The organism is Cytobacillus citreus, assembly GCF_018343665.1.
In the GTDB taxonomy this organism is placed as follows: domain Bacteria; phylum Bacillota; class Bacilli; order Bacillales; family Cytobacillaceae; genus Cytobacillus; species Cytobacillus citreus.
This window is the reverse complement of sequence record NZ_JAGYPM010000001.1, coordinates 146,774-166,424: the sequence shown is the minus strand read 5'-3', so window position 1 is coordinate 166,424 and position 19,651 is coordinate 146,774. Positions and strand designations below refer to the sequence as shown.

Annotated in this window: 17 protein-coding genes; 6 read left to right on the top strand and 11 right to left on the bottom strand. The window is 36.7% G+C overall.

The features are described 5' to 3' along the window. Window positions 1-4: 4 nt before the first annotated feature. The 5 genes from KHA94_RS00970 to hemE all read right to left on the bottom strand — a co-directional run bounded on the left by KHA94_RS00970 (window position 5) and on the right by hemE (window position 6,382). Complete coding sequence (locus tag KHA94_RS00970) at window positions 5-580, bottom strand: TetR/AcrR family transcriptional regulator (RefSeq protein WP_213100302.1); 576 nt, start codon at window positions 578-580, stop codon at window positions 5-7. 335 nt (window positions 581-915) lie between these two features. Next, window positions 916-2,379, bottom strand: a complete 1,464-nt coding sequence (locus tag KHA94_RS00965) for a transposase (protein ID WP_213100301.1) — start codon at window positions 2,377-2,379, stop codon at window positions 916-918. 486 nt (window positions 2,380-2,865) lie between these two features. Continuing rightward, on the bottom strand, window positions 2,866-4,278 hold the full coding sequence (gene hemY / locus KHA94_RS00960; RefSeq protein WP_213100300.1) for a protoporphyrinogen oxidase: 1,413 nt from the start codon (window positions 4,276-4,278) through the stop codon (window positions 2,866-2,868). Between the two features lie 20 nt (window positions 4,279-4,298). Next, the gene (gene hemH / locus KHA94_RS00955) at window positions 4,299-5,240 is read right to left on the bottom strand and encodes a ferrochelatase (RefSeq protein ID WP_213100299.1); all 942 of its coding nucleotides are present in this window, start codon (window positions 5,238-5,240) and stop codon (window positions 4,299-4,301) included. 95 nt (window positions 5,241-5,335) lie between these two features. Beyond that, complete coding sequence (gene hemE, locus KHA94_RS00950; protein WP_213100298.1) at window positions 5,336-6,382, bottom strand: uroporphyrinogen decarboxylase; 1,047 nt, start codon at window positions 6,380-6,382, stop codon at window positions 5,336-5,338. A gap of 228 nt (window positions 6,383-6,610) precedes the next feature. Here hemE and KHA94_RS00945 point away from each other — a divergent pair, with 228 nt between their 5' ends. After that, the gene (locus KHA94_RS00945) at window positions 6,611-7,117 is read left to right on the top strand and encodes an antibiotic biosynthesis monooxygenase family protein (RefSeq protein ID WP_213100297.1); all 507 of its coding nucleotides are present in this window, start codon (window positions 6,611-6,613) and stop codon (window positions 7,115-7,117) included. 34 nt (window positions 7,118-7,151) lie between these two features. Here KHA94_RS00945 and KHA94_RS00940 read toward each other — a convergent pair whose 3' ends face one another. After that, window positions 7,152-9,398: an AAA domain-containing protein gene (locus tag KHA94_RS00940; RefSeq protein ID WP_213100296.1), complete on the bottom strand. Its 2,247-nt coding sequence runs from the start codon at window positions 9,396-9,398 to the stop codon at window positions 7,152-7,154. Between the two features lie 239 nt (window positions 9,399-9,637). Between KHA94_RS00940 and KHA94_RS00935 the strand changes: the two genes are divergently transcribed. Further along, window positions 9,638-11,044, top strand: coding sequence for a hypothetical protein (locus KHA94_RS00935; RefSeq protein WP_213100295.1), 1,407 nt, complete (start codon window positions 9,638-9,640; stop codon window positions 11,042-11,044). Window positions 11,045-11,153: 109 nt separating this feature from the next. Here KHA94_RS00935 and KHA94_RS00930 read toward each other — a convergent pair whose 3' ends face one another. After that, window positions 11,154-11,795, bottom strand: a complete 642-nt coding sequence (locus KHA94_RS00930) for a phosphatase PAP2 family protein (protein ID WP_213100294.1) — start codon at window positions 11,793-11,795, stop codon at window positions 11,154-11,156. Between the two features lie 125 nt (window positions 11,796-11,920). On the opposite strand from KHA94_RS00930, the gene KHA94_RS00925 reads away from it, so the two are divergent. Continuing rightward, a complete protein-coding gene (locus KHA94_RS00925; protein WP_213100293.1) occupies window positions 11,921-13,135 on the top strand; it encodes a M20 family metallopeptidase in 1,215 nt (404 codons plus the stop codon). A 23-nt stretch (window positions 13,136-13,158) separates the two neighbouring features. Here KHA94_RS00925 and KHA94_RS00920 read toward each other — a convergent pair whose 3' ends face one another. The 3 genes from KHA94_RS00920 to KHA94_RS00910 all read right to left on the bottom strand — a co-directional run bounded on the left by KHA94_RS00920 (window position 13,159) and on the right by KHA94_RS00910 (window position 16,058). Beyond that, window positions 13,159-13,884: an EcsC family protein gene (locus tag KHA94_RS00920; protein WP_213100292.1), complete on the bottom strand. Its 726-nt coding sequence runs from the start codon at window positions 13,882-13,884 to the stop codon at window positions 13,159-13,161. 229 nt (window positions 13,885-14,113) lie between these two features. Continuing rightward, window positions 14,114-15,325 carry an ABC transporter permease gene (locus tag KHA94_RS00915; protein ID WP_213100291.1) on the bottom strand — a complete coding sequence of 404 codons (1,212 nt, stop codon included), beginning with the start codon at window positions 15,323-15,325 and terminating at the stop codon, window positions 14,114-14,116. Further along, window positions 15,318-16,058, bottom strand: a complete 741-nt coding sequence (locus KHA94_RS00910; RefSeq protein ID WP_213100290.1) for an ABC transporter ATP-binding protein — start codon at window positions 16,056-16,058, stop codon at window positions 15,318-15,320. The genes KHA94_RS00915 and KHA94_RS00910 overlap by 8 nt, the downstream gene beginning before the upstream one ends. Window positions 16,059-16,718: 660 nt before the next feature. Between KHA94_RS00910 and KHA94_RS00905 the strand changes: the two genes are divergently transcribed. From KHA94_RS00905 to KHA94_RS00895, 3 genes are all read left to right on the top strand, one after another. After that, on the top strand, window positions 16,719-17,141 hold the full coding sequence (locus tag KHA94_RS00905; RefSeq protein WP_213101236.1) for an HIT family protein: 423 nt from the start codon (window positions 16,719-16,721) through the stop codon (window positions 17,139-17,141). Between the two features lie 345 nt (window positions 17,142-17,486). Then, a complete protein-coding gene (gene serC / locus KHA94_RS00900; protein WP_213101235.1) occupies window positions 17,487-18,563 on the top strand; it encodes a 3-phosphoserine/phosphohydroxythreonine transaminase in 1,077 nt (358 codons plus the stop codon). A gap of 129 nt (window positions 18,564-18,692) precedes the next feature. Continuing rightward, window positions 18,693-19,256 (top strand): tryptophan transporter, encoded by a 564-nt coding sequence (locus KHA94_RS00895; protein WP_213100289.1) that lies wholly within the window; start codon window positions 18,693-18,695, stop codon window positions 19,254-19,256. A 37-nt stretch (window positions 19,257-19,293) separates the two neighbouring features. Here KHA94_RS00895 and yhzF read toward each other — a convergent pair whose 3' ends face one another. Further along, window positions 19,294-19,485, bottom strand: a complete 192-nt coding sequence (yhzF, locus tag KHA94_RS00890; RefSeq protein WP_213100288.1) for a membrane protein YhzF — start codon at window positions 19,483-19,485, stop codon at window positions 19,294-19,296. Between the last annotated feature and the right edge of the window lie 166 nt (window positions 19,486-19,651).

The window sequence follows — 19,651 nt, the reverse complement described above, 5'->3', positions numbered from 1 at the left end:
AGGACTATCCCTTTGATAATCCTTTAAAAATATACTGTTCAAAAAGACTCGCAATTTCTTCCTTCTCTAACGGCCTATGCTGTTTCTCCCAGTCAAAAATAAGAGAAATATAAAGCTTTAGCATAATAAAAGCAGTCAGCTCTGGATCACAGTCTTGAATCTCACCTTTTTCAATCGCATATAAGATCTGATCCTTTAAGTACTTAATGATAGCATCCTCTAATTTTGTCATAACCTCTATAACTGCAGGTGTCCCCATTTCTTTTTCCTCTTGAAAAAGCTTAATGGTTAGCTGATGCTTTTTACGAAATTCTAAAATCTTATAGAGACCACGATGAACTTTTTCATGAAATGAAGGAGTAGAGTTAGTTGCTTCATCTGCAGCAAGCTTCATTTCATTGATAAGTGAGCTAATTATTTCATCGAAAAGCTCTTCTTTATTTTTAAAAAAGGTATAAATGGTTCCTTTTCCAACATTTGCAATCTTAGCAACTTGATCCATGGTAGTCGCCTTGTAACCAAATAATGAAAAAGATTTAGTTGCTGCTTCAATGATCAATTGCCTACGATCGATTGCCATTCCCTCACCTCTAAAAAGCATATTTGACTAAATGAACATTTTGGTCAATTTGTATGTAAAATACTTTAACATAGAAAAAAAGAAAAATCAATACTTAATTATGATATTTTTTCACCTCTATGTAGTATACTTCAACTTTACTTACTGAAACTCCCATAGCTAAAGCAATGGGGTTCTTGAGCGACTAGCTTGTTTCTTCTATACTCTCCTCTATTTTAATACACAAATAGAGTACAACATACAGACACTACAAAGCGTTTGCTCAAGACTTCTACAGCCAAACACCTCAGCGGTGCTTATCGACTGCATGGGCTCGTTTCTAACCCAACATTCCTTTAAATTCCAAAACTACTTATTTTGTTTTGATTACTTGATTTTATTCGTATGATTTCTATGTCATGTAGTTTCTTAAAATGATCATATGCATCTACACATAAATACCTATTAATGCTATCAAGAGATTCCGTTACATTTTTAATGAGATAAGCAGAGTACAAATCACGTTGGACACGTTCATTTCTTATAAGATTCCATCTTTCAGACAATGATTTCTTTTGAAAGGTGTTCGTCTCGTGATGATACTGACTAGCTTTTGCCTTCGAGGTGTTGATCTTTTTCAGTTCTATGCCAAAGATAGATCGCTTTTGTTCTAAGATGGTTATAAGCATAGAGGGAGCTTTCCTAGCTATAGATTTCCCAAACCGTTTCTTTCGGTTGAAACGTCCGTTCTTGTTTCTAGTAGTTTCTTTTGCCCGTTTTTGAAGGGCTTGAAAATTCATGGTTTCAATGAAGAATTCATCACCTTGTTCTATTATTTGATTCGCTAAACAACAATGGTCCTGTTTTCGATAGACGGAATGAAGTCGATTTATTTCTTGAAATGCTGCCTTTAGCTTTCCGTATCGTTTGGATTGCACCCATCTCTTTGAGGAGCGATTAATGGTTCCGTCTTTATTAAACTTCTCTGGATTCATGGCCCTTCGGCTTCGGTCCATGGCCCGTTGAATTAGTCGGATTTCTTTTTGAATATGTATGACACTGGGGGCTAGTTCAACTAAAGATGCTTTAGAATCTGACACAATCGCGGCTGTTTGTGTACCAATGTCAATGCCAACTCTGCCTTTTCCAAGTTTGCCCTTTATTCCAACTTGATTATATTTTTGAGGAGGTGTACCTTCCAAGATCAGTTGAATTTGATATCGAATGGTTCCTTTCATAAAGGTTCGCAGAATCCGTGAATATTTTACTCTACTTTCTAGAGCAAGAAACACATAGTCATCCTTTGGTTTTATTCGAACAGGCAGCTCTAATCCCAGCCAATAAATCTTTCTGTCTTTATAACGAATCCCAGCGGCGTTCGTTTTTCCCTCTACAGAATTCAACTTTCCGAATCCTTTAAAAGACACTTTTGTCGCCATCCCTATTTGTTTCTTTTTAACTGCATGGTGTGCACGAGATGCGAGTTTTTGAGCTGTATGAGAATCAATTAAATGTTTAAATCTAGTTTGCATAGACTTTACATATGTATGGAGTGCGTATTCCTCTAATTTAAATCGTTTGTTCAATTGACGGAATGTAGTGGATCGTAGTTTGCGTTCTGATGGGGTCGATGAAGGAAGTTTACGGGCTTTCTGATAATCCTTAGATTCTTGCATGACTCGCAATCGTTTATCCGCTTCTGCTAAACATGCGTTATAGATTTTTCGAGCAATCTCAAACCTTTTTTCAAGAATATTGGCCTCATGATGTCGAGTTTGAAGAGGAAGTGTTAATACATAACTGGACGTAGAAGAAGCCATGAAGCAGCCTCCTTTCCTTCTCTTGCCTATTATTATATGAAAATCGTTTAATGGATTTTATTGATTATTCACCGCAGTTGGAACCTAAAGACCATTTCTAACATAGTATATCAGATTTACAGATTAAAGAACATATGTTTCTATATAAATCTTCAGATATTTTAAGTACCGCTAACGATTTTGACCTTTTAGCGGTACTCTGTATCTGACCTCACTTTCATCCCACGTCTAAAGACGGGCTATGCCCGGTGTGGGCTTTCTCGTTCGGGAAATCTGTAATAAAGGCTTGAAGTAGCAGATTAAGCCGCTAGCTGATTTTTCGTGTTAGAAAAACTCGGAGTTCGCCAAGCCCTTTTTGGCGAATGCCTTAGTTTTTTTTTATGCGATCTTATTAGCAGAAAATTAATTGAAAACACTCTTTACTTTAGTACGTTAATAAACTTAAACTTTCCTATTAGAAAAAAAAGCTGTCATTCGACAGCTTTTTTAGATATTTAAAAATGATAAAACCTTTTCAACTGCTGCTTCACCTTGATCAATGCAATCTGGTAAACCTAAACCCTCGAAAGAGCTTCCAGCAATAAATACACCAGGAAGTTCGGAATCTATATGTTTTTTGACCTTTTCAATCCGCTCTTTGTGGCTGACGGTATATTGTGGCATTGAATCCTTCCATCTAGAAATGATTGCAAATTCAGGAGCTATTGTAATATTCATTGTTTTATTAAGATCTTCAAGAACAATTTTTATCATCTCATCGTCTGATAAATCGACAACCGCTTCATCTCCAGGCCTTCCAACATAACAACGAATAAGGACTTTTCCTTTTGGAGTGGAATGAGGCCATTTTTTATGTGTCCATGTGCAGGCGGTAATGGTATAATCACTATTTCTTGATACAACAAATCCCGTACCTTCAATATCCTTTTCAATTGCTTCTATTGGAAAGGCAAGAGCAACTGTTGCCACAGAAGTGGATGACATCTCTTTAAATGGTTCGAAAAAACTAAATTGGAAAAAAAGCGATTGCGTTATATGATGAGGAACAGATATCACGATACTATCAGCTTGAAGTATTTCTCCACCATTTAATTCAATCTCATATCCATTATCCTTTTTATGAATTTTTTCAGCCTTACAGCCTTTTAAAACTGATTTTGGGTCCAAGTTCATTTCAATTGCATCCACAAATGATTGAAGACCAGACTTAAATGTCAGAAAAATGCCTTTATCTTTTTTCTCTCTAGCACTTTTTGGCTGACTAGGAGTAGATTTTTTCATACCGAGTATTAAGCTTCGATATTTTTGCTCTACCTGATAAAACTGAGGAAAAGTTGACATTAGGCTTAGCTGATCAATATCTCCAGCATATATTCCTGAAAGAAGCGGTTCAATTAAGTTTTCAACCACTTCGTCTCCGAGTCTTCTCCTAAAGAACTTTCCAAGAGACTGGTCTTTTGCGGGATTTGAACGGGGCAATACAAAGTCTGCAGCTGCCCTCATTTTCCCTTTTAAAGAAAACAATCCGGTAGTAACAAAAGGAGCCATCTGAGTTGGGATGCCCATAATGGATCCACCAGGCATCGGATGGAGACTTTCTTGTACTAATACGTATGATTTACCAGCCGTATTGCTAATAAGTTTATCTTCCATTCCGACTTCCTTAGCCAGACGGGACGCACTAAGTTTACGGGCTAGAAAAGAGTCTGGACCTCTTTCAATTACAAAACCATCCTTTACAACGGTTTGCATTTTACCCCCAAGACGGTGAGTAGCCTCAATTAGCTTGACCTCAAGAGGCAGCCCCTTTTCTCTTGCTTCCTTTTGCAAGTAGAAAGCAGTTGTTAAGCCTGTAATTCCTCCCCCAATGATGACTACCTTTTGCTTTAGCTCCGACACGGTTATTCGCCTTCTTTACTTTAGTTTCTTAATTTGGATAATTTATCTAGAACGACAGTTGCCATTGCATCAATAAATTCCGACTGATCATTAGGCATAGGAGGACGATAGTAGCTAGCGCCTATCTCTTCCGTTACGATTTTACACTCATAATCATTGTCATATAGTACTTCAAGATGGTCAGATACGAATCCAACAGGCGTATAAACAAATGCTTTATAGCCGCCTTTTTCATGCAGCTCTCTTGTTAAATCTTGAACATCAGGTCCAAGCCATGGCTCAGGTGTATTTCCAGCACTTTGCCAGCCAACAGCATAGTTTTTAACTCCTGCTTGATTTGCGATCATTTGAGCTGTTTCTTCAAGCTGATGCGGGTATGGATCTCCCAATTGCAATATTTTTTCTGGAAGACTATGAGCAGACACAATTAAAACTGCCTTTTCCTTTTCATCAGCTGGCATGCTTTCAAAGGTTGCTTTTACTCGATCAGCCCAATACTTAATAAATTTTGGCTCATCGTACCAGCTTTCCACTGAATGGATGACAGGCCCTCCAAGCTTTTCAGCCTCTTCCTTTGCTCTGCCGTTATATGACTTTACACTGAAAGTGGAAAAATGAGGAGCAAGAACGATACTAACCGCCTCTTTTATTCCATCTTCATTCATTTGCTTTACTGCATCTTCAACAAACGGTTCAATATGCTTTAATCCAAGATACATTTGGAAAACATACTCATCTTGTATGTCATTTAAATAAGCTTCAAGACTTCTAGCCTGATTCATCGTAATTTCTGCCAGAGGAGATATTCCTCCTATTGCTTCATATCTTCCTCTTAAATCTTCAAGCATTTCTGGAGAAGGCTTTCTCCCTCTGCGAATATGAGTATAATATCGCTCGATATCTTCTTCCTTGTATGGTGTTCCATAAGCCATTACTAGTAATCCCATTTTCTTTCTTGTCATGTTGTTCACCTCATATAAAACAGTTTCTAGTTTATTATTGCGCCAAAAATTCGCCTGTTTCCAATTTATTTGCTTCCTTAATTAGTAAATAGGGATTACTTGCTTAATTTAGAAGCGGAATATTCATGAACAAATCCCGTTAATCTTCTTAAAGTATCTGGATTAACATCTGGGAATACACCGTGCCCAAGGTTAAAAATGTATCCAGACGATTCCATTCCTTGATCTAAAATAGCCTTAGCCTTTTGCTCTATTATTTCCCATGGGGCTAATAGAATAGCAGGGTCAAGATTTCCTTGAACTGCTTTCGTAATTCCTCTTTCTCTCGCCTCTTTAATTGGAAGCCTCCAGTCTAATCCAACAACGTCCAATGGCAGATCATGCCATTCCATTGCAAGATGGCTGGCACCTACTCCAAACATAATGAGTGGTACATTTTCTTCTCTTAATGCAGTAAATATTTTGTTCATAGTCGGTTTAATGAATACACGATAATCTTCAATATTTAAGGCTCCAACCCATGAATCAAAAATTTGAACTGCTTTTGCTCCAGCTTTAATTTGAGCCTTCACATATGTAATGGTCATTTCGCTAAGTTTGTCCATTAAAGCAAACCAAGCTTTCGGTTCAGCATACATAAATGCTTTTGTTTTATTGTAATTTTTTGAAGGGCCGCCTTCGATCATATAACTGGCCAATGTAAATGGTGCACCAGCAAATCCAATGAGTGGTACATTTAACTGCTCTTGTGTCAAAATTTTTATTGTTTCTAAAACGTAAGGAACATCTTCCTCAGGATTAATTTCACCTAATTTTTCAACATCAGCTGATGAACGAATCGGATTAGAAATGACTGGACCAATTCCAGATTTAATTTCTACATCAACTCCAAGCGCTGGAAGCGGTGACATAATGTCCTTATATAAAATTGCAGCATCATTGTTATACTGATCCACCGGCAATTTTGTCACATAAGCACATAGTTCAGGCTGATGGGTAATTTCAAATAATGAATACTTTTCTTTTATTGCTCTATATTCTGGCTGGGAACGCCCTGCCTGACGCATATACCATACTGGTACATAGTCCGTTTTCTCTCCCTTAGCTGCTCTCAAAAATGTATCATTTATTTTTCTTTCCATTAATATTATCCACCTTTCAAGACTGTCTGCTTAACATTGTAATATATTTATAGTGTAAATTGAAATTTAGACAATTATCCATTCTTACTAACTTTAGCTTTTTCAAAAATGATTGTATAGACAATGAGTGCAAATGTCGGAAATTTGACGAAAATTTGTTTTTCTGGCAAGGATAATTGATTTAAGAGAGAATAAAGTAAAGGTTAAATATACGAAAGGGTGATTAGTATGAATATTTATATGACAAGTGGAACCTTTGACTTTTTAGAAAAAATAAAGGACAAACACCCGGGCGAAACAATTCTTTTAATGCAAAATAACGAAAATGCTTTATTATTACATGAAACACCAAGGAAAACGATTTTCAGCATGCCTCGTTCATTTCAAGTGCTTGAATCTTTAGGTAACCTCGGAGAAGCTAAGTTTGTTGTTATGAATCATTTCCCAATAGTAGAAGAAGATAGACCTTTATTTGAACATCATTTTAAAAATAAAGAAAAACGATTCGAAAGACTTCCAGGCTTAATTGCTAATAGAGTTTTACGCCCTCTAAAATCGGATACATATGTCATTTTAACCTTATGGAAAAATGAACAATCATATAAAGATTGGGAGAGCTCTCAATCTTTCAAAGAATACTTCAATGAAAAAAATTCATCATCAAAACAAGCGGCTTTATTTATTGGCGCACCCTACATCAAAAAATATTTTATTCCCGAAACAAAAACGTTATAGATAGAAAAGGATGAGGTAAAGAGCCCATCCTTTTCTATTGTCCTTCATTTATTTGAGACATCATATACTCTGTCAAAATTTTGGATTGCAGTCTTGCTGCAACAAAAGGCGGTAAAGCTTTTCTGTTTGCTTCAATCGGAACGCCAAGCCACAAATATTGTTTGTCAACAATAATAAAAGGAAAAGGAAACGTCTCTATTATGACTTTATCTGGCTTTAAACTTGGAGGTCGTTCTGATGCGACTAATGTTAAGCCTACTCCATTTCCTCGTCGATTAAAGGCTGAAATCCATTCTTTTGTCAAAGTTCCCCCTATTGGAAGCGATAAAATGATGGAACTTTTTGCTGCAAGAATATCTCCTATTACCATTTCAAGTTTTCTAGCATACATCCACTGTAATCTGGGATGCTGATTCTTAATCCAGTCACCAACCTCATTTGGAAGAACCATCTTATTATTCAAACTCTGGTGCTTAGCAAGCATGCTCCATGTTTTATTATTGTAGACTTTGTTTTGTACAAATGTATAATCGCATACATGTATAAACTTGCCCTTCGTTCTTGTAACCGCTACATTCAACAACCTTGTACTTTCCTTACCAGTTAATAGCATCCCTGCCCTTTCCTGTGGATCACTATCGACCGTATCAAAAATCATGACATCACGTTCACTCCCCTGGAATCGGTGAACTGTCGCAGCAATGATACCTGCTTCCTTAAGATCTTCCCCATATATTTCCTCAAGTAATTGTTCCATAAGAATAGCCTGTGTACGATATGGGGTTACATACCCAATTGACCTCGTACCACCAATATAAGCTTCATGTATGAGCTGAAAGGATAGAAGTAGGTGCCATAAATTCATGCGAGATTTTGAAAATCGATCTGTCATACAATACTCACCTGCACCTGATGAATCTAACATTACAGAAGCTTCGTTCTCGAAAGGCGCTCTTTTCGCAATGTCCCTTTTTAATTGCAATACACTTTTATGATCTCCTACTAGCGAGTGGTAAATATATTTATTCGTGAAGGAAGAAATATCAGGGTGCATTCTGCGCTGTTCTTTAAGAAGAAATAAATGAGGGTGTAGCTTCCCTTCTTCAACCCATTTTGACACACCAGATTTATGGAATATATCCTCTCGAAGCCATTCATTAACAAGAGGGTGTCTTGCAGAAGCAATCGGGGGAAGTTGCTTAAAATCTCCGCATATGATAGCTCGTTTTGCAAGCGTAACAGCAAAGGCTGCTTGTGGAATATAAGCCATACTCGCTTCATCCACGATAACAAGATCAAATTCTTTATCATATATAGCTGAGTCACTCGCTGCTTTCGCTAATGTCGTTCCAATAACCTTAGCTTCTTTTAAAAATTCAAGTTCTTTTTGATGAATTTTTTCTAAAATACTTGCAAGCTTTTTTTCTACATGCAGTAATCTTTCTGTATCTTTTTTACTGAATGAACTTGATAAATCTATTTTCAATAATCGACGTTCCTCTGTAAAACTTAACTTATCTTCTGCTAATCCCGCATGATGTTTTTCAATTAATTGTGTTGCAGTCATAAAGGGGCGATTTTTAATAGCATCTCCTAATTGAGAACCATACCTAAGAAGCTCCCCTCTATTCTTGTATCCCTTTTTCTCTAAAAATAACGATACTTCAGACAGTAATACATCAACTGCCTGATTACTGTGAGATAGAACAAGCACCCTTAAGCCTTTCATATATTTATTTGCGGCAACTCTGGCAAGTGTATAAGTCTTCCCTGTACCTGGCGGACCCCATACATATGTAACAGGATTATACTTAGAACGCAGGATGAGCTCATGGACATTAGATTTAATTTTATCCTCAGGGTGCTTAGCCTTTATTGACGATGCTAATAGCATTTTAATCCTGCTTCTTTTCCGTTTGCTTTCTTTCATTTCTTCCAATCGCTGAAAAAGCTCATGAAGGAGTTCCCATGGATCATAAACTAAAAAGGCTTCTGATAAAGAAACGCCTAAATTCTCTTCAATCTCGATGATGACACTTTTTCCTTCTGATGAAAGAATGCGTCCTTCCGACTTCTTGCTCCCCCATTCAATTTTTACCGAAGAACCAACCGGGATCATTATTGAAGAAACACTTTCGAAAAAATAAGTAAAAGTATTTTTGTTTGAAAGAAGTCTTCCATTGAATAAACGGTATTTCGTACTTCCATCCTTTTTTAAATGCATGATTTCAGCTTTTAATGCCTTTTGCCAATTTTTTATATATTCGTATGTTGTTGTCATTGCAAACTTCCTTTTCCTTAAAAGAAAATGTTTAGAAAGAAAATATAGCATCTTTTTTAATAAAAATCGAATCGACCTATTATGTCTGGTTAATGAATTGATTTCTCCAAAAACAAAACTAATTATTTATGGAAATGTATGATCACAATTTCTAATCTTTTTCATATTCTGTAATACATTTTGGGTCTAGTTATATGCCTAGAATTTAATATAGAAATTGGTGACAAGGAGGAGAATTAATGGGAGTAGAATTAACGGCACTTCACTGGATATATGTACTTTTCATTGTATTTATTATTGGATTCATGGTTATGAGAAGAGATACTACTCTTGTATGTATACTCGGTATTTTCTTAATCGCCATAACTGCAACAGGATCTTTAAGCTCGTCTGTTAGCAGCATTTTCAATAGCTTTATTTTCGCCATTTCAGAACTGCTTCCTACAATTCTCATTATTTCAATCATTGTTGCCATGAGCAGAATACTAACAGTAACTGAAATAAATGATATTATGATTTCGCCCTTTGCGAAGTTAATAAAAACCCCTGCGCTTGCCTACTGGACGATCGGAATAGTAATGATGATGATTTCCTGGTTCTTCTGGCCATCTCCCGCAGTCGCTTTAATGGGAGCTGTCTTACTTCCTGTAGCTATTCGCGTTGGACTCCCTGCTCTTGGGGTAGCTATCGCAATGAATCTATTTGGTCATGGCATTGCCCTATCAGGTGACTTTGTTATTCAAGCCGCCCCAAAATTAACTGCGGATGCAGCTGGATTGTCGGTTGGAGATGTATTAACTGCCAGTATCCCACTTGTAATCGTCATGGGAGCTGTCACAACAATCACTGCATTTTATCTATTAAAACGAGATATGAAACTTGGAAAATTAAATGCTAGTACAGGGCTAGCGCCATATGCTAACGATAACACTTCAGAGAAAAAAGAAAATCAGCAATTTCTCTCCCGCGGTCAAAAGCGTTTCTTCGCCCTCTTAATTCCTTTATTGTTTGCTGTCAATGTCGCCGCAATGTTTATATTAGATTTACAAGGTGGAGATGCTACTGCTTTAGTTGGCGGGACATCCATTTTTATCCTATTAATCATTGCACTTCTGGCTCACAAAAACAAAGGGCTGGAAAAAACAACGAGCTATCTCATTGATGGCTTCCAATTCGGATTTAAGGTTTTTGGCCCGGTCTTCCCAATCGCTGCCTTCTTCTATTTAGGTGATTCAGGTTTCTCAACAATCATTGGCGACTTTTTACCTGAAAGCTCTCACGGAATCGTAAATGACCTTGGGGTTGGATTAGCTGCACTAGTTCCTTTGAGTAAAGAAATCAGCGCCATCACACTGACTGTTGTTGGATCTATTACTGGTTTGGATGGCTCAGGCTTCTCAGGAATTTCGCTTGCAGGGTCTATTGCAAAGCTATTTGCCGCTGCAATTGGATCAGGTGCTGCTACTCTAACCGCATTAGGGCAAATTGCAGGCATCTGGGTAGGCGGTGGTACGCTTGTCCCATGGGCGCTCATTCCAGCAGCAGCCATTTGTAACGTAGACCCTTTCGAACTTGCCCGCAGAAATATTCTGCCAGTTACGATCGGATTAGTTGTAACAACCATTGTGGCGATGTTTTTGATTTAGATTAAAAGGAAGCTGCTTGACAGTGTTATTACACTTTCTTAGCAACTTCTCCGTCTACTATGTAATATTCAATTATGGGTAAAAAACAAATATTTACAATAATTTCCATTTACCTGCTAATTAATTTCCCTTTTACAATTTCATATATAGTTATCCAGATATATGCCCATACAAAGCCTAAAGATAAGCCTGCTGCTACATCTGATGGATAATGGACTTGTAGAACAATCCGGCTTATTCCCATGGCAAGAATGATAATTCCCGCCAAAATTACCACAATCCACTTTGTTCCGTTTGATTTTACAGAGTTCATAATAAAATAAGCAATCAGCATATAGAGGATCATCCCCATCATGGCATGTCCACTCGGAAAGCTTAGGCTTTTTACATTTACTAAGTGTTCCGTTTCAGGACGAGGGCGCCCAACGTAATCCTTTAGCCACATATTTAACAAATTCCCAAGCGAGATTGTTATAGCAAGCACAGCCATACCAGCATAGTCCCTCTTTATTGCCCAAAGTAATCCAATAACGATAAGAGAAATAATTCCGGTTCCAATCGTTGATCCCATAACATTTAATATCTTAAAGAACGGGTAAGATGATTCAGTAAAAAAATTAGTTAGATAGGAACTAATAATGCTATCAAATAGCAGAGGCTCTCCTTCTCTTACAGCAAGAAAAAAATACAAAAAAACGACTATTGCGATCACAAATAATAAATATGCTATTTTAGATTTTCTCATTTCCATTTCTGTAAATTCCTCATTTCTATTACAGGAATTTGCCCTATTCGTGTTCTTATTTTAGATTAACATTTACTCAAAATAAAATGTTATAATAGTCTAAAAATACAAAATAATCGGAGTGAGAAAATATGATGAGTAATTTGTTTGCAAAATTGGAAAAATATTATGATGAAATGGTTTCTATAAGACGATTCCTTCATCAGCATCCAGAGCTCTCATTTAAGGAAGTTAAAACAGCCAATTACATACAAACATATTATGAAAAATTGGGAATTGAAGTTAGAGGCAATGTTGGAGGCAATGGGGTAGTTGCTAAGATTTATGGCAGCAAACCAGGAAAAACAGTTGCACTAAGAGCCGATTTTGATGCATTACCGATCCAAGATGAAAAAGACGTTCCCTATAAATCATTGGTGCCTGGTGTCATGCATGCTTGCGGCCACGATGGACATACCGCTACTTTACTTGTTCTCGCAAAATCACTGCATGAAATGAGAGATGAGCTTGAAGGAACATATGTCATGATCCACCAGCATGCTGAGGAGTACGCACCAGGCGGAGCTATTTCAATGATTGAGGATGGATGCCTTAACGGTGTAGATGTTATTTTTGGCACTCATTTATGGGCATCAGTGCCAACTGGTACTATTCAATATCGCGTTGGCCCGATAATGGCAGCAGCTGATCGCTTCGAAATTACTATTCAAGGAAGAGGCGGCCATGGAGCACAGCCGCACAAAACAAAGGATGCTATTGTTACAGCTTCTCAAGCAGTAGTTAATTTACAGCAAATTGTCAGCAGAAAAGTCAACCCTATCGATTCTGCCGTCGTCTCAGTTGGTTCATTTGTAGCGGATAATGCCTTTAATGTCATTGCCGATAAAGCAAAAATAGGTGGAACTGTACGTACTTTCAGCGAAGACATTCGTGCTAATATCGAAAAAGAGATTGAACGGATTGTAAAAGGAACATGCTACACAGCAGACAGCACCTATCAATACTTATACGAAAGAGGTTACCCCGCTGTTGTTAACCATCGAAATGAAACTGAGTACTTAATAGAGTGTGCAAAAAATATTGATGATGTTACCACTGTCGAGGAGACAGAGCCTCACATGGGAGGAGAGGATTTTGCCTACTATCTTCAGCATGTTAAGGGCACATTCTTCTTTACAGGAGCCAAGCCGGAAAATACAACAGAAAATTATCCGCATCATCATCCTAAATTTGATATCGATGAAAAAGCGATGTTGATTGCTGCAAAAACGCTAGGCTCAGCGGCTCTTCAATATCATACTTATGCAATAAATAATAAAGAAAACGAAGCGCTTAAAATAAATTAAGAAAAGCGTAACAGCCCCCAAGCTCAATCTGGCTTAGGGGCTGTTTTTAATACTCTCATCCGATAGGCATTTTTTGCAGTTTTTCCAAGATGCTCCATTAGATTATTATTTGCATATGCGCCAACCGCCGCTCCAATTCCCGGTAAAAGCTGGAGCATCTTTACGAAATCGATATAGTCACGATATTCTTGTTGAAATTCTCTCCAGTCCATGTCTAAAATTCTGGATTTTCTTTCCTCCCAATTCTCTACTATTAGGAGTGTTTCTCTTCTTTTATCATCACTTGAAAAGGCAAGCTTAAATACATGGAGAATAAATAATCGTTCTTCGTATTCATTTGTATCAAAGCCATATATTGTCGCGGCCTCGAAAAGAAATTTCATTTTGATCGATAAGAGTAAAGGAAAATCAGCTAATCCAAGGAATAATCCTCCTGAGCCTGTTCCAGCCCCTTCAATTACAGCTGTTTTCTTGTGGGAAGACAATTTTTCATAAAACTTAGTGTCTTTTTCTTCTAATGTTCTTCCAACCTCTTGTTTCTTCTTTGTTATGATATTTGAACCAACAAGTGTTGCTTTTACCATGTTTTTAATGCTATCAGTGATAATTTGATGAGCCTTTTCCGGTATAAGACTATTTACTTTTGTCTGTGCTTTTTTTGAAAGACGATTTAGAAAACCAGATTTCTTTATCAATGAAAACTTCCACTCTTCTAATTCACGTAAGGCTCTTAATTCATATTCATTCATAAGCTAACCACCCTTTTTTATTCATAATATTTATCGCAGATTAACGGGCAGTAAGACCCCCACTACAAGGTTGCGAGAGAATCAAAGAAACCTAAGTGGGGGATCAACTGCCCGTAAAGGCCCGATTGGTTCAACTAACCATCAGTGGGGGCTGAAAGAACCGCCCCCACTGATGGAAGTTTCACTTTATTACGTTTTTTCAGATGATTAGATTCATTTCATACGTATTTTATTTCAAAAGCTTTTTTTGAATATATACATTTGAAAAGAAGTACGAAAGTCCAAATCCAGCTGTAAGGGAGATGATCGCCATCTTCCAATCACCTTTAATAAAAATGGTGATCGTTAATAATACAGTCTGACAGTATAATACAGTTGTAAGAAGTCGCTTAAATGACTGTAATTTTAGTTGCTTATTTACAGGGTATAGCTCAATCCATAGCTTGTTTGAATGGTGATTCCACAAAGGCACTAGCTGAAAGCCAGTTAGGTAGACAATCAGCAGTACAACTAAGACTTGACCCAAACCAAAGGAAAAGAAATATACAATTCCTGCACCAATAAGTGTTAAACGAATAAATAAACCAAAATAATCACCAGCCCGCAAGAATGTTCTAGTATACAGATGGCTGAATGTTACATTCTGTGCAAACGGCAGCTTACTAAATACCCAATCGAGCCATTTCCGTCTTTTCACACGTTGTCTTAACTTCGGGACATCAGTAAATAAATTGGCTAGCCTGTAAAAAGAAGTCATTCTTCTTTCTTCCACTTCAATTAAAAACTCCCATTTCATCCCTTTTTCTTTTGTATTCTTATCATAATAGATCAGCATAATTAGTAATAACGCTGCTTCAGGAAGAAGGTATATTAATCCCACACCTGAGAAAAGAAAGTATAGAAAAACAGCATTGACTGCATATCTTATAAATGAATCGAATACATGCACTTTTGTTTCGACATAATATTGAACCTTCCAGCGAATGAGGAGATTTAATACCTTCATTAGTAGAATGGCAATCAGAAACGGGACATATTTTTTAAAATCGCCATCATTTACTCTTGCATACAAAGGCATAAAAACACCAAGCCCAATAAAAAGCAAATATGCATGTATGATAAAGCTTACAATTATAGAGCGCGTAAAATAGCCTTTAAGCCTGCTCTCAAGCGGGAGAAGGTAAATCTTATCTGCTTCAGTGAGGAAGGTATTGATCGGACTATAGGTTAATATTAATGCAATAGCCGTCGCCATAATAATAGCAGCTGGAAATTGTTCTGGAATGGTTTTTAACCACTCCTGATAATAAAAAGCAGCTGTTCCAAGTAAAAAAATCATTGCAATAACAATATGCCCATTAAAAATATAGCGTGAGTAACGCGCGATCTCTTTCAGCCACGAGTTAAAACGCTCTTTCCAAAGCTTCTTCTCATCAAACATAATCTTCTTCCTTTGTCAGCTGGATATAAATATCATCAAGTGTTGCATCCGGCATTGTAAATTGTTCCCTTAGATCAGATAAAGTCCCCTTTGCCCTCACCTTTCCTTCATGCAAAATGACAAATCGATCACAATACCTTTCAGCGGTTGCTAAAATATGAGTGGACATCAAAATCCCTGCCCCGCTCTCCTTCATTTTTTTCATCATATCAAGTAAAGACTGGATTCCAAGAGGATCAAGTCCTACAAATGGCTCGTCAACAATATAAAGGGAAGGTTGAACTAAAAAAGCACACATAATCATTACTTTTTGTTTCATTCCTTTTGAAAAGTGTGCTGGAAACCATTTCAGCCTTTTTTCCATCCGAAACTCTTTTAGTAGCTTTTCAATCCTTTCTTTATATTCATCCTCTTTTAAACCATATGCCATTGCCGTTATTTTTAAATGCTCTTCAAGTGTAAGTTCATCATATAAAATTGGCGTTTCGGGAACAAATGTAAATTGTCTTCGATATTCTTCTTTATCTTTATGAAATATTTTCTTATTTATTGTTATTTCCCCACTATGAGGTTCCATTAATCCAATTACATGCTTTATCGTTGTACTTTTCCCTGCACCATTTAGACCGATTAATCCCACGATTTCCTTAGAATTAACCTCGAAAGAGATATCCTTTAGCACTGGATTCCTCGTATATCCGCCCGTAACATTATTTAATTGCAAAAGCGTCATAATCAACGTCCTTCCTTATTTACTAATTCTATTGTAAAAAACGAGCTAGCAACTTGTCCAATTTTTGAAAAACTTAATATTCTTCTTGCCATATATAGGCGAATGAAAAGGGTGAAATTTCTTTTAAAAAAATGCATATGAAATTCTGCAACGGGTATTCTATTCTATGAAGGGGAAACAAGCCATTTGATAACTTAAAGAATTATCAAAATTGAAATGAGGTGTCTATCGCAGACAATAACATTTCAATATAAGCTGATAGCTTCCAACGTTCCTAATGATAAGGGGATGGTTACATTGGGCAAAGTACTAATTAACCAAAAAGATCTAAAGCATCTGATCGCCTAAAAGGCGCTCTAAACATACACTTTGAAATGAGGTGTTTGTTAAAGACAATTGCCTGCTTTATACGTTGAAAAACATATAAAGAAACAAGGGGATGGTCAGCTTGAACAAAGATCACAACTCTCTAGAAGTAAACACAATCATAAATAAATGAGGTGTTTATCAAAGGGAAAGACCTGAAATAGAAACGTATATATAGAAGCATTCCCCTTCACGAAGGCGGGATTCCACGCGAATCCTGCCTTTTATCCTTTTATCAATTATGTTAGTATAGGGAAAAATATGAATTATTTCTTTGGAGAAGGAGTGTTTATGGTGAGCGATTGTATTTTTTGCAAAATTGTTAATGGGGAAATACCATCAGCAAAGGTATTTGAAAATGAGCATGTATTGGCTTTTCTTGACATAAGTCAAGTGACAAAAGGACATACCTTAGTCATCCCTAAATTACATAACGAAAACATTTTTGATTTGCATGCTGAAACAGCACAAAACATCTTTAAAGTAGTTCCTCAAATTGCCAATGCAATAAAAAAAGAATTAAAGCCACTTGGAATGAACATCCTACAAAACAGCGGCAAACACGCTGGACAAGAGGTTTTTCATTTTCATATGCATTTAATCCCGCGCTACGAAAGTGGTGATGGCTTTGGTGCCGTATGGAAAACACACAATTCTGATTATACCCAGCAAGATTTACAAAACATGGCAAAAGAAATAAGCAAACAAGTAAATTGAAAAAGCTGAAGTGACTTCAAACAATCAAAAGAACGGATTGTTCCTATGATGATGATTCTAGAGCAAGACAGGCCCACGAGAAAGATGTTTTTTGAAGCGATTGGTTAAAAATTTTTACTTAATTTCAAAAATGACTTTTCTAATCTTTATTGGAAAGGTCTTTTTTTCATTACAGGCCCTTCTACCCCATTTTTCAGCAGGCAATATTAAACGATCATTAATATATTTTCAGAAAGTTCATAAATGCTTCTGTACAAATCTATATTTTTTGATACCATTATAATATCTTTTATCTCATTACAGCGTTAAGGTGAAATTAGCTAGAAACTATTAGGAGGAATTATGATGCAAAGAGCTCTTAATTTTAATGCAGGACCTGCTGCTCTGCCAGTATCAGTGTTAAAAGAAGCTGAAAAAAATTGGCTGAATTATAACAACAGTGGAATGGCGGTTATGGAATTAAGTCACAGAAGCAAAGATTATGAGGCTATTCATCAAAAGGCTCAAGATTTATTAAGAAACATCCTTTCAATTCCTAACAACTATGAAATTCTCTTTCTTCAGGGTGGAGCAAGCTTGCAGTTTTCCATGGTTCCAATGAATCTCTTAACTGAAGGAAAAACAGGCAACTATGTATTGACTGGAGTTTGGTCTGAAAAAGCATTACAAGAAGCTGAAAAAATCGGATCTACCTATATTGCTGCTACAAGTAAGGAACAAAAATATCGTTCAATTCCTGATGAAATTTCAATATCTAAAAATGCAGCCTATCTTCATATCACTAGTAATAACACGATATATGGCACTCAGTGGAATCAATTCCCTTCCAATGAATTCATCCCTTTAATAGCCGATATGTCTAGTGATATTTTAAGTAAACCATTGGATATTGAAAACTTTGACCTAATCTATGCAGGTGCACAAAAAAATCTCGGTCCTTCAGGGGTAACAGTTGTCATTATAAATAAGAAGCTATTATCAAATTCGATCGATCGTTTACCGACCATGCTGAATTACAATACATACGCAAAACATAATTCACTTTATAACACTCCTCCAACACTTGCGATTTACTTGTTAAAGCTTGTTCTTGAATGGGTGGAGCAAGAAGGCGGATTAAATATCATTGAGAAAAGAAACGAAGAAAAGGCAAAGATACTATATGATTGTATTGATGAAAGTGAAGGCTTCTATATTGGTCATGCTGAAAAAGAAAGCAGATCTAAAATGAATGTTACCTTCAATCTTAATAATGACGACGTTTCACAGAAGTTTCTTCAACAAGCAAAAGAAGCAGGATTCATCGGACTTAACGGCCATCGATCTGTCGGAGGGTGCAGAGCCTCCATTTATAATGCCATTCCTGTTGATCAAGTTTGCCAGCTAGCCGAATTCATGAAAGCTTTCAAGAACAATAATTAGCAGAAAATAAATTCTTCATTTTTTTTTATGTATGCTATAATAATTAAAAGTTTCTCGCTGTAGGCACTAAAGAGCACTACAGGGGAAATGAAAGTAAGAGATGAGAAAAGCAGAGGAGAGATGAGAAAAATGAATACAAAAAACCTTGTAGCCCTATCCCTATTGGTGGGAATGGGTGCAGTTTTACACGCAGTTGTTCCAGGCTTTTTCCTTGGAATGAAACCTGACATGATGTTAACGATGATGTTTTTGGGAATTGTGCTTTTTCCAGATAAAAAGAGCGTCATGCTACTTAGCTTGGTAACGGGGCTAATTTCAGGATTAACTACGACATTTCCAGGTGGTCTAATTCCAAATATCATTGATAAACCGATTACTGCATTTGCATTCTTAGGTTTATTCTTAGCCTTAAAGAAGTTCCAAAAATCAATCGTGAGTGTAGCAGCGTTAACAGCAGTGGGAACGATTATTTCTGGAATCGTATTTTTGACTTCAGCCTTTTTGATTGTTGGTCTTCCTGGCCCATTCACTGCTCTATTTGCAGCAGTTGTGTTACCTGCAGCAGCAGTCAATACAATCGCAATGGTAGTTCTTTACCCAGTTGCTTTAACAATTGTAAAGAGAACTAAACTTAATAAGCCAACAGGCACCATTTCTCAAAATAACAGTTCAGACCATAAGCATATGGATTAATAGTAAATAAAAACCCGCATTTTGCGGGTTTTTTTGTTTATTGGAAACTAGACATGATGATACCAATTAACAAAAAAGCTATACCTCCTGCAGCAAGGGAAACAGCTCTCTTTTTTAAAATATATTTAGGCGGGTATACTCCTGGTTTCGTTATCGCTAGTATGAAGTAAATGCCTCCGGCAATCAGTACGGCCCCAATCGTAAAAACTCCTGCTGTTAGACCTGCCATATGGGACCCCCTCCCCTCTCTTTCAAAAATGAAATAGCCGCGATATATCCCTATTATTTAACTTTATGCTTTCGTTTCTATACATATGTAAATAGAAGGTACTCTAAATTTTTGGTAATATGAGTGAATATTATTAATATCTTCACAATCATAAGAAGAAATTATT

Coding starts and splice junctions, on each gene's coding strand:
- KHA94_RS00915 (WP_213100291.1), bottom strand. CDS start 15,325: ATGTTTGATGAGAAGAAGCTTTGGAAAGAGCGTTTTAACTCGTGGCTG.
- hemE (WP_213100298.1), bottom strand. CDS start 6,382: ATGGAAAGAAAAATAAATGATACATTTTTGAGAGCAGCTAAGGGAGAG.
- yhzF (WP_213100288.1), bottom strand. CDS start 19,485: ATGGCAGGTCTAACAGCAGGAGTTTTTACGATTGGGGCCGTACTGATT.
- KHA94_RS00970 (WP_213100302.1), bottom strand. CDS start 580: ATGGCAATCGATCGTAGGCAATTGATCATTGAAGCAGCAACTAAATCT.
- KHA94_RS00925 (WP_213100293.1), top strand. CDS start 11,921: ATGATGAGTAATTTGTTTGCAAAATTGGAAAAATATTATGATGAAATG.
- serC (WP_213101235.1), top strand. CDS start 17,487: ATGCAAAGAGCTCTTAATTTTAATGCAGGACCTGCTGCTCTGCCAGTA.
- KHA94_RS00895 (WP_213100289.1), top strand. CDS start 18,693: ATGAATACAAAAAACCTTGTAGCCCTATCCCTATTGGTGGGAATGGGT.
- KHA94_RS00920 (WP_213100292.1), bottom strand. CDS start 13,884: ATGAATGAATATGAATTAAGAGCCTTACGTGAATTAGAAGAGTGGAAG.
- KHA94_RS00940 (WP_213100296.1), bottom strand. CDS start 9,398: ATGACAACAACATACGAATATATAAAAAATTGGCAAAAGGCATTAAAA.
- KHA94_RS00910 (WP_213100290.1), bottom strand. CDS start 16,058: ATGACGCTTTTGCAATTAAATAATGTTACGGGCGGATATACGAGGAAT.
- KHA94_RS00945 (WP_213100297.1), top strand. CDS start 6,611: ATGAATATTTATATGACAAGTGGAACCTTTGACTTTTTAGAAAAAATA.
- KHA94_RS00930 (WP_213100294.1), bottom strand. CDS start 11,795: ATGGAAATGAGAAAATCTAAAATAGCATATTTATTATTTGTGATCGCA.
- KHA94_RS00965 (WP_213100301.1), bottom strand. CDS start 2,379: ATGGCTTCTTCTACGTCCAGTTATGTATTAACACTTCCTCTTCAAACT.
- KHA94_RS00935 (WP_213100295.1), top strand. CDS start 9,638: ATGGGAGTAGAATTAACGGCACTTCACTGGATATATGTACTTTTCATT.
- hemH (WP_213100299.1), bottom strand. CDS start 5,240: ATGACAAGAAAGAAAATGGGATTACTAGTAATGGCTTATGGAACACCA.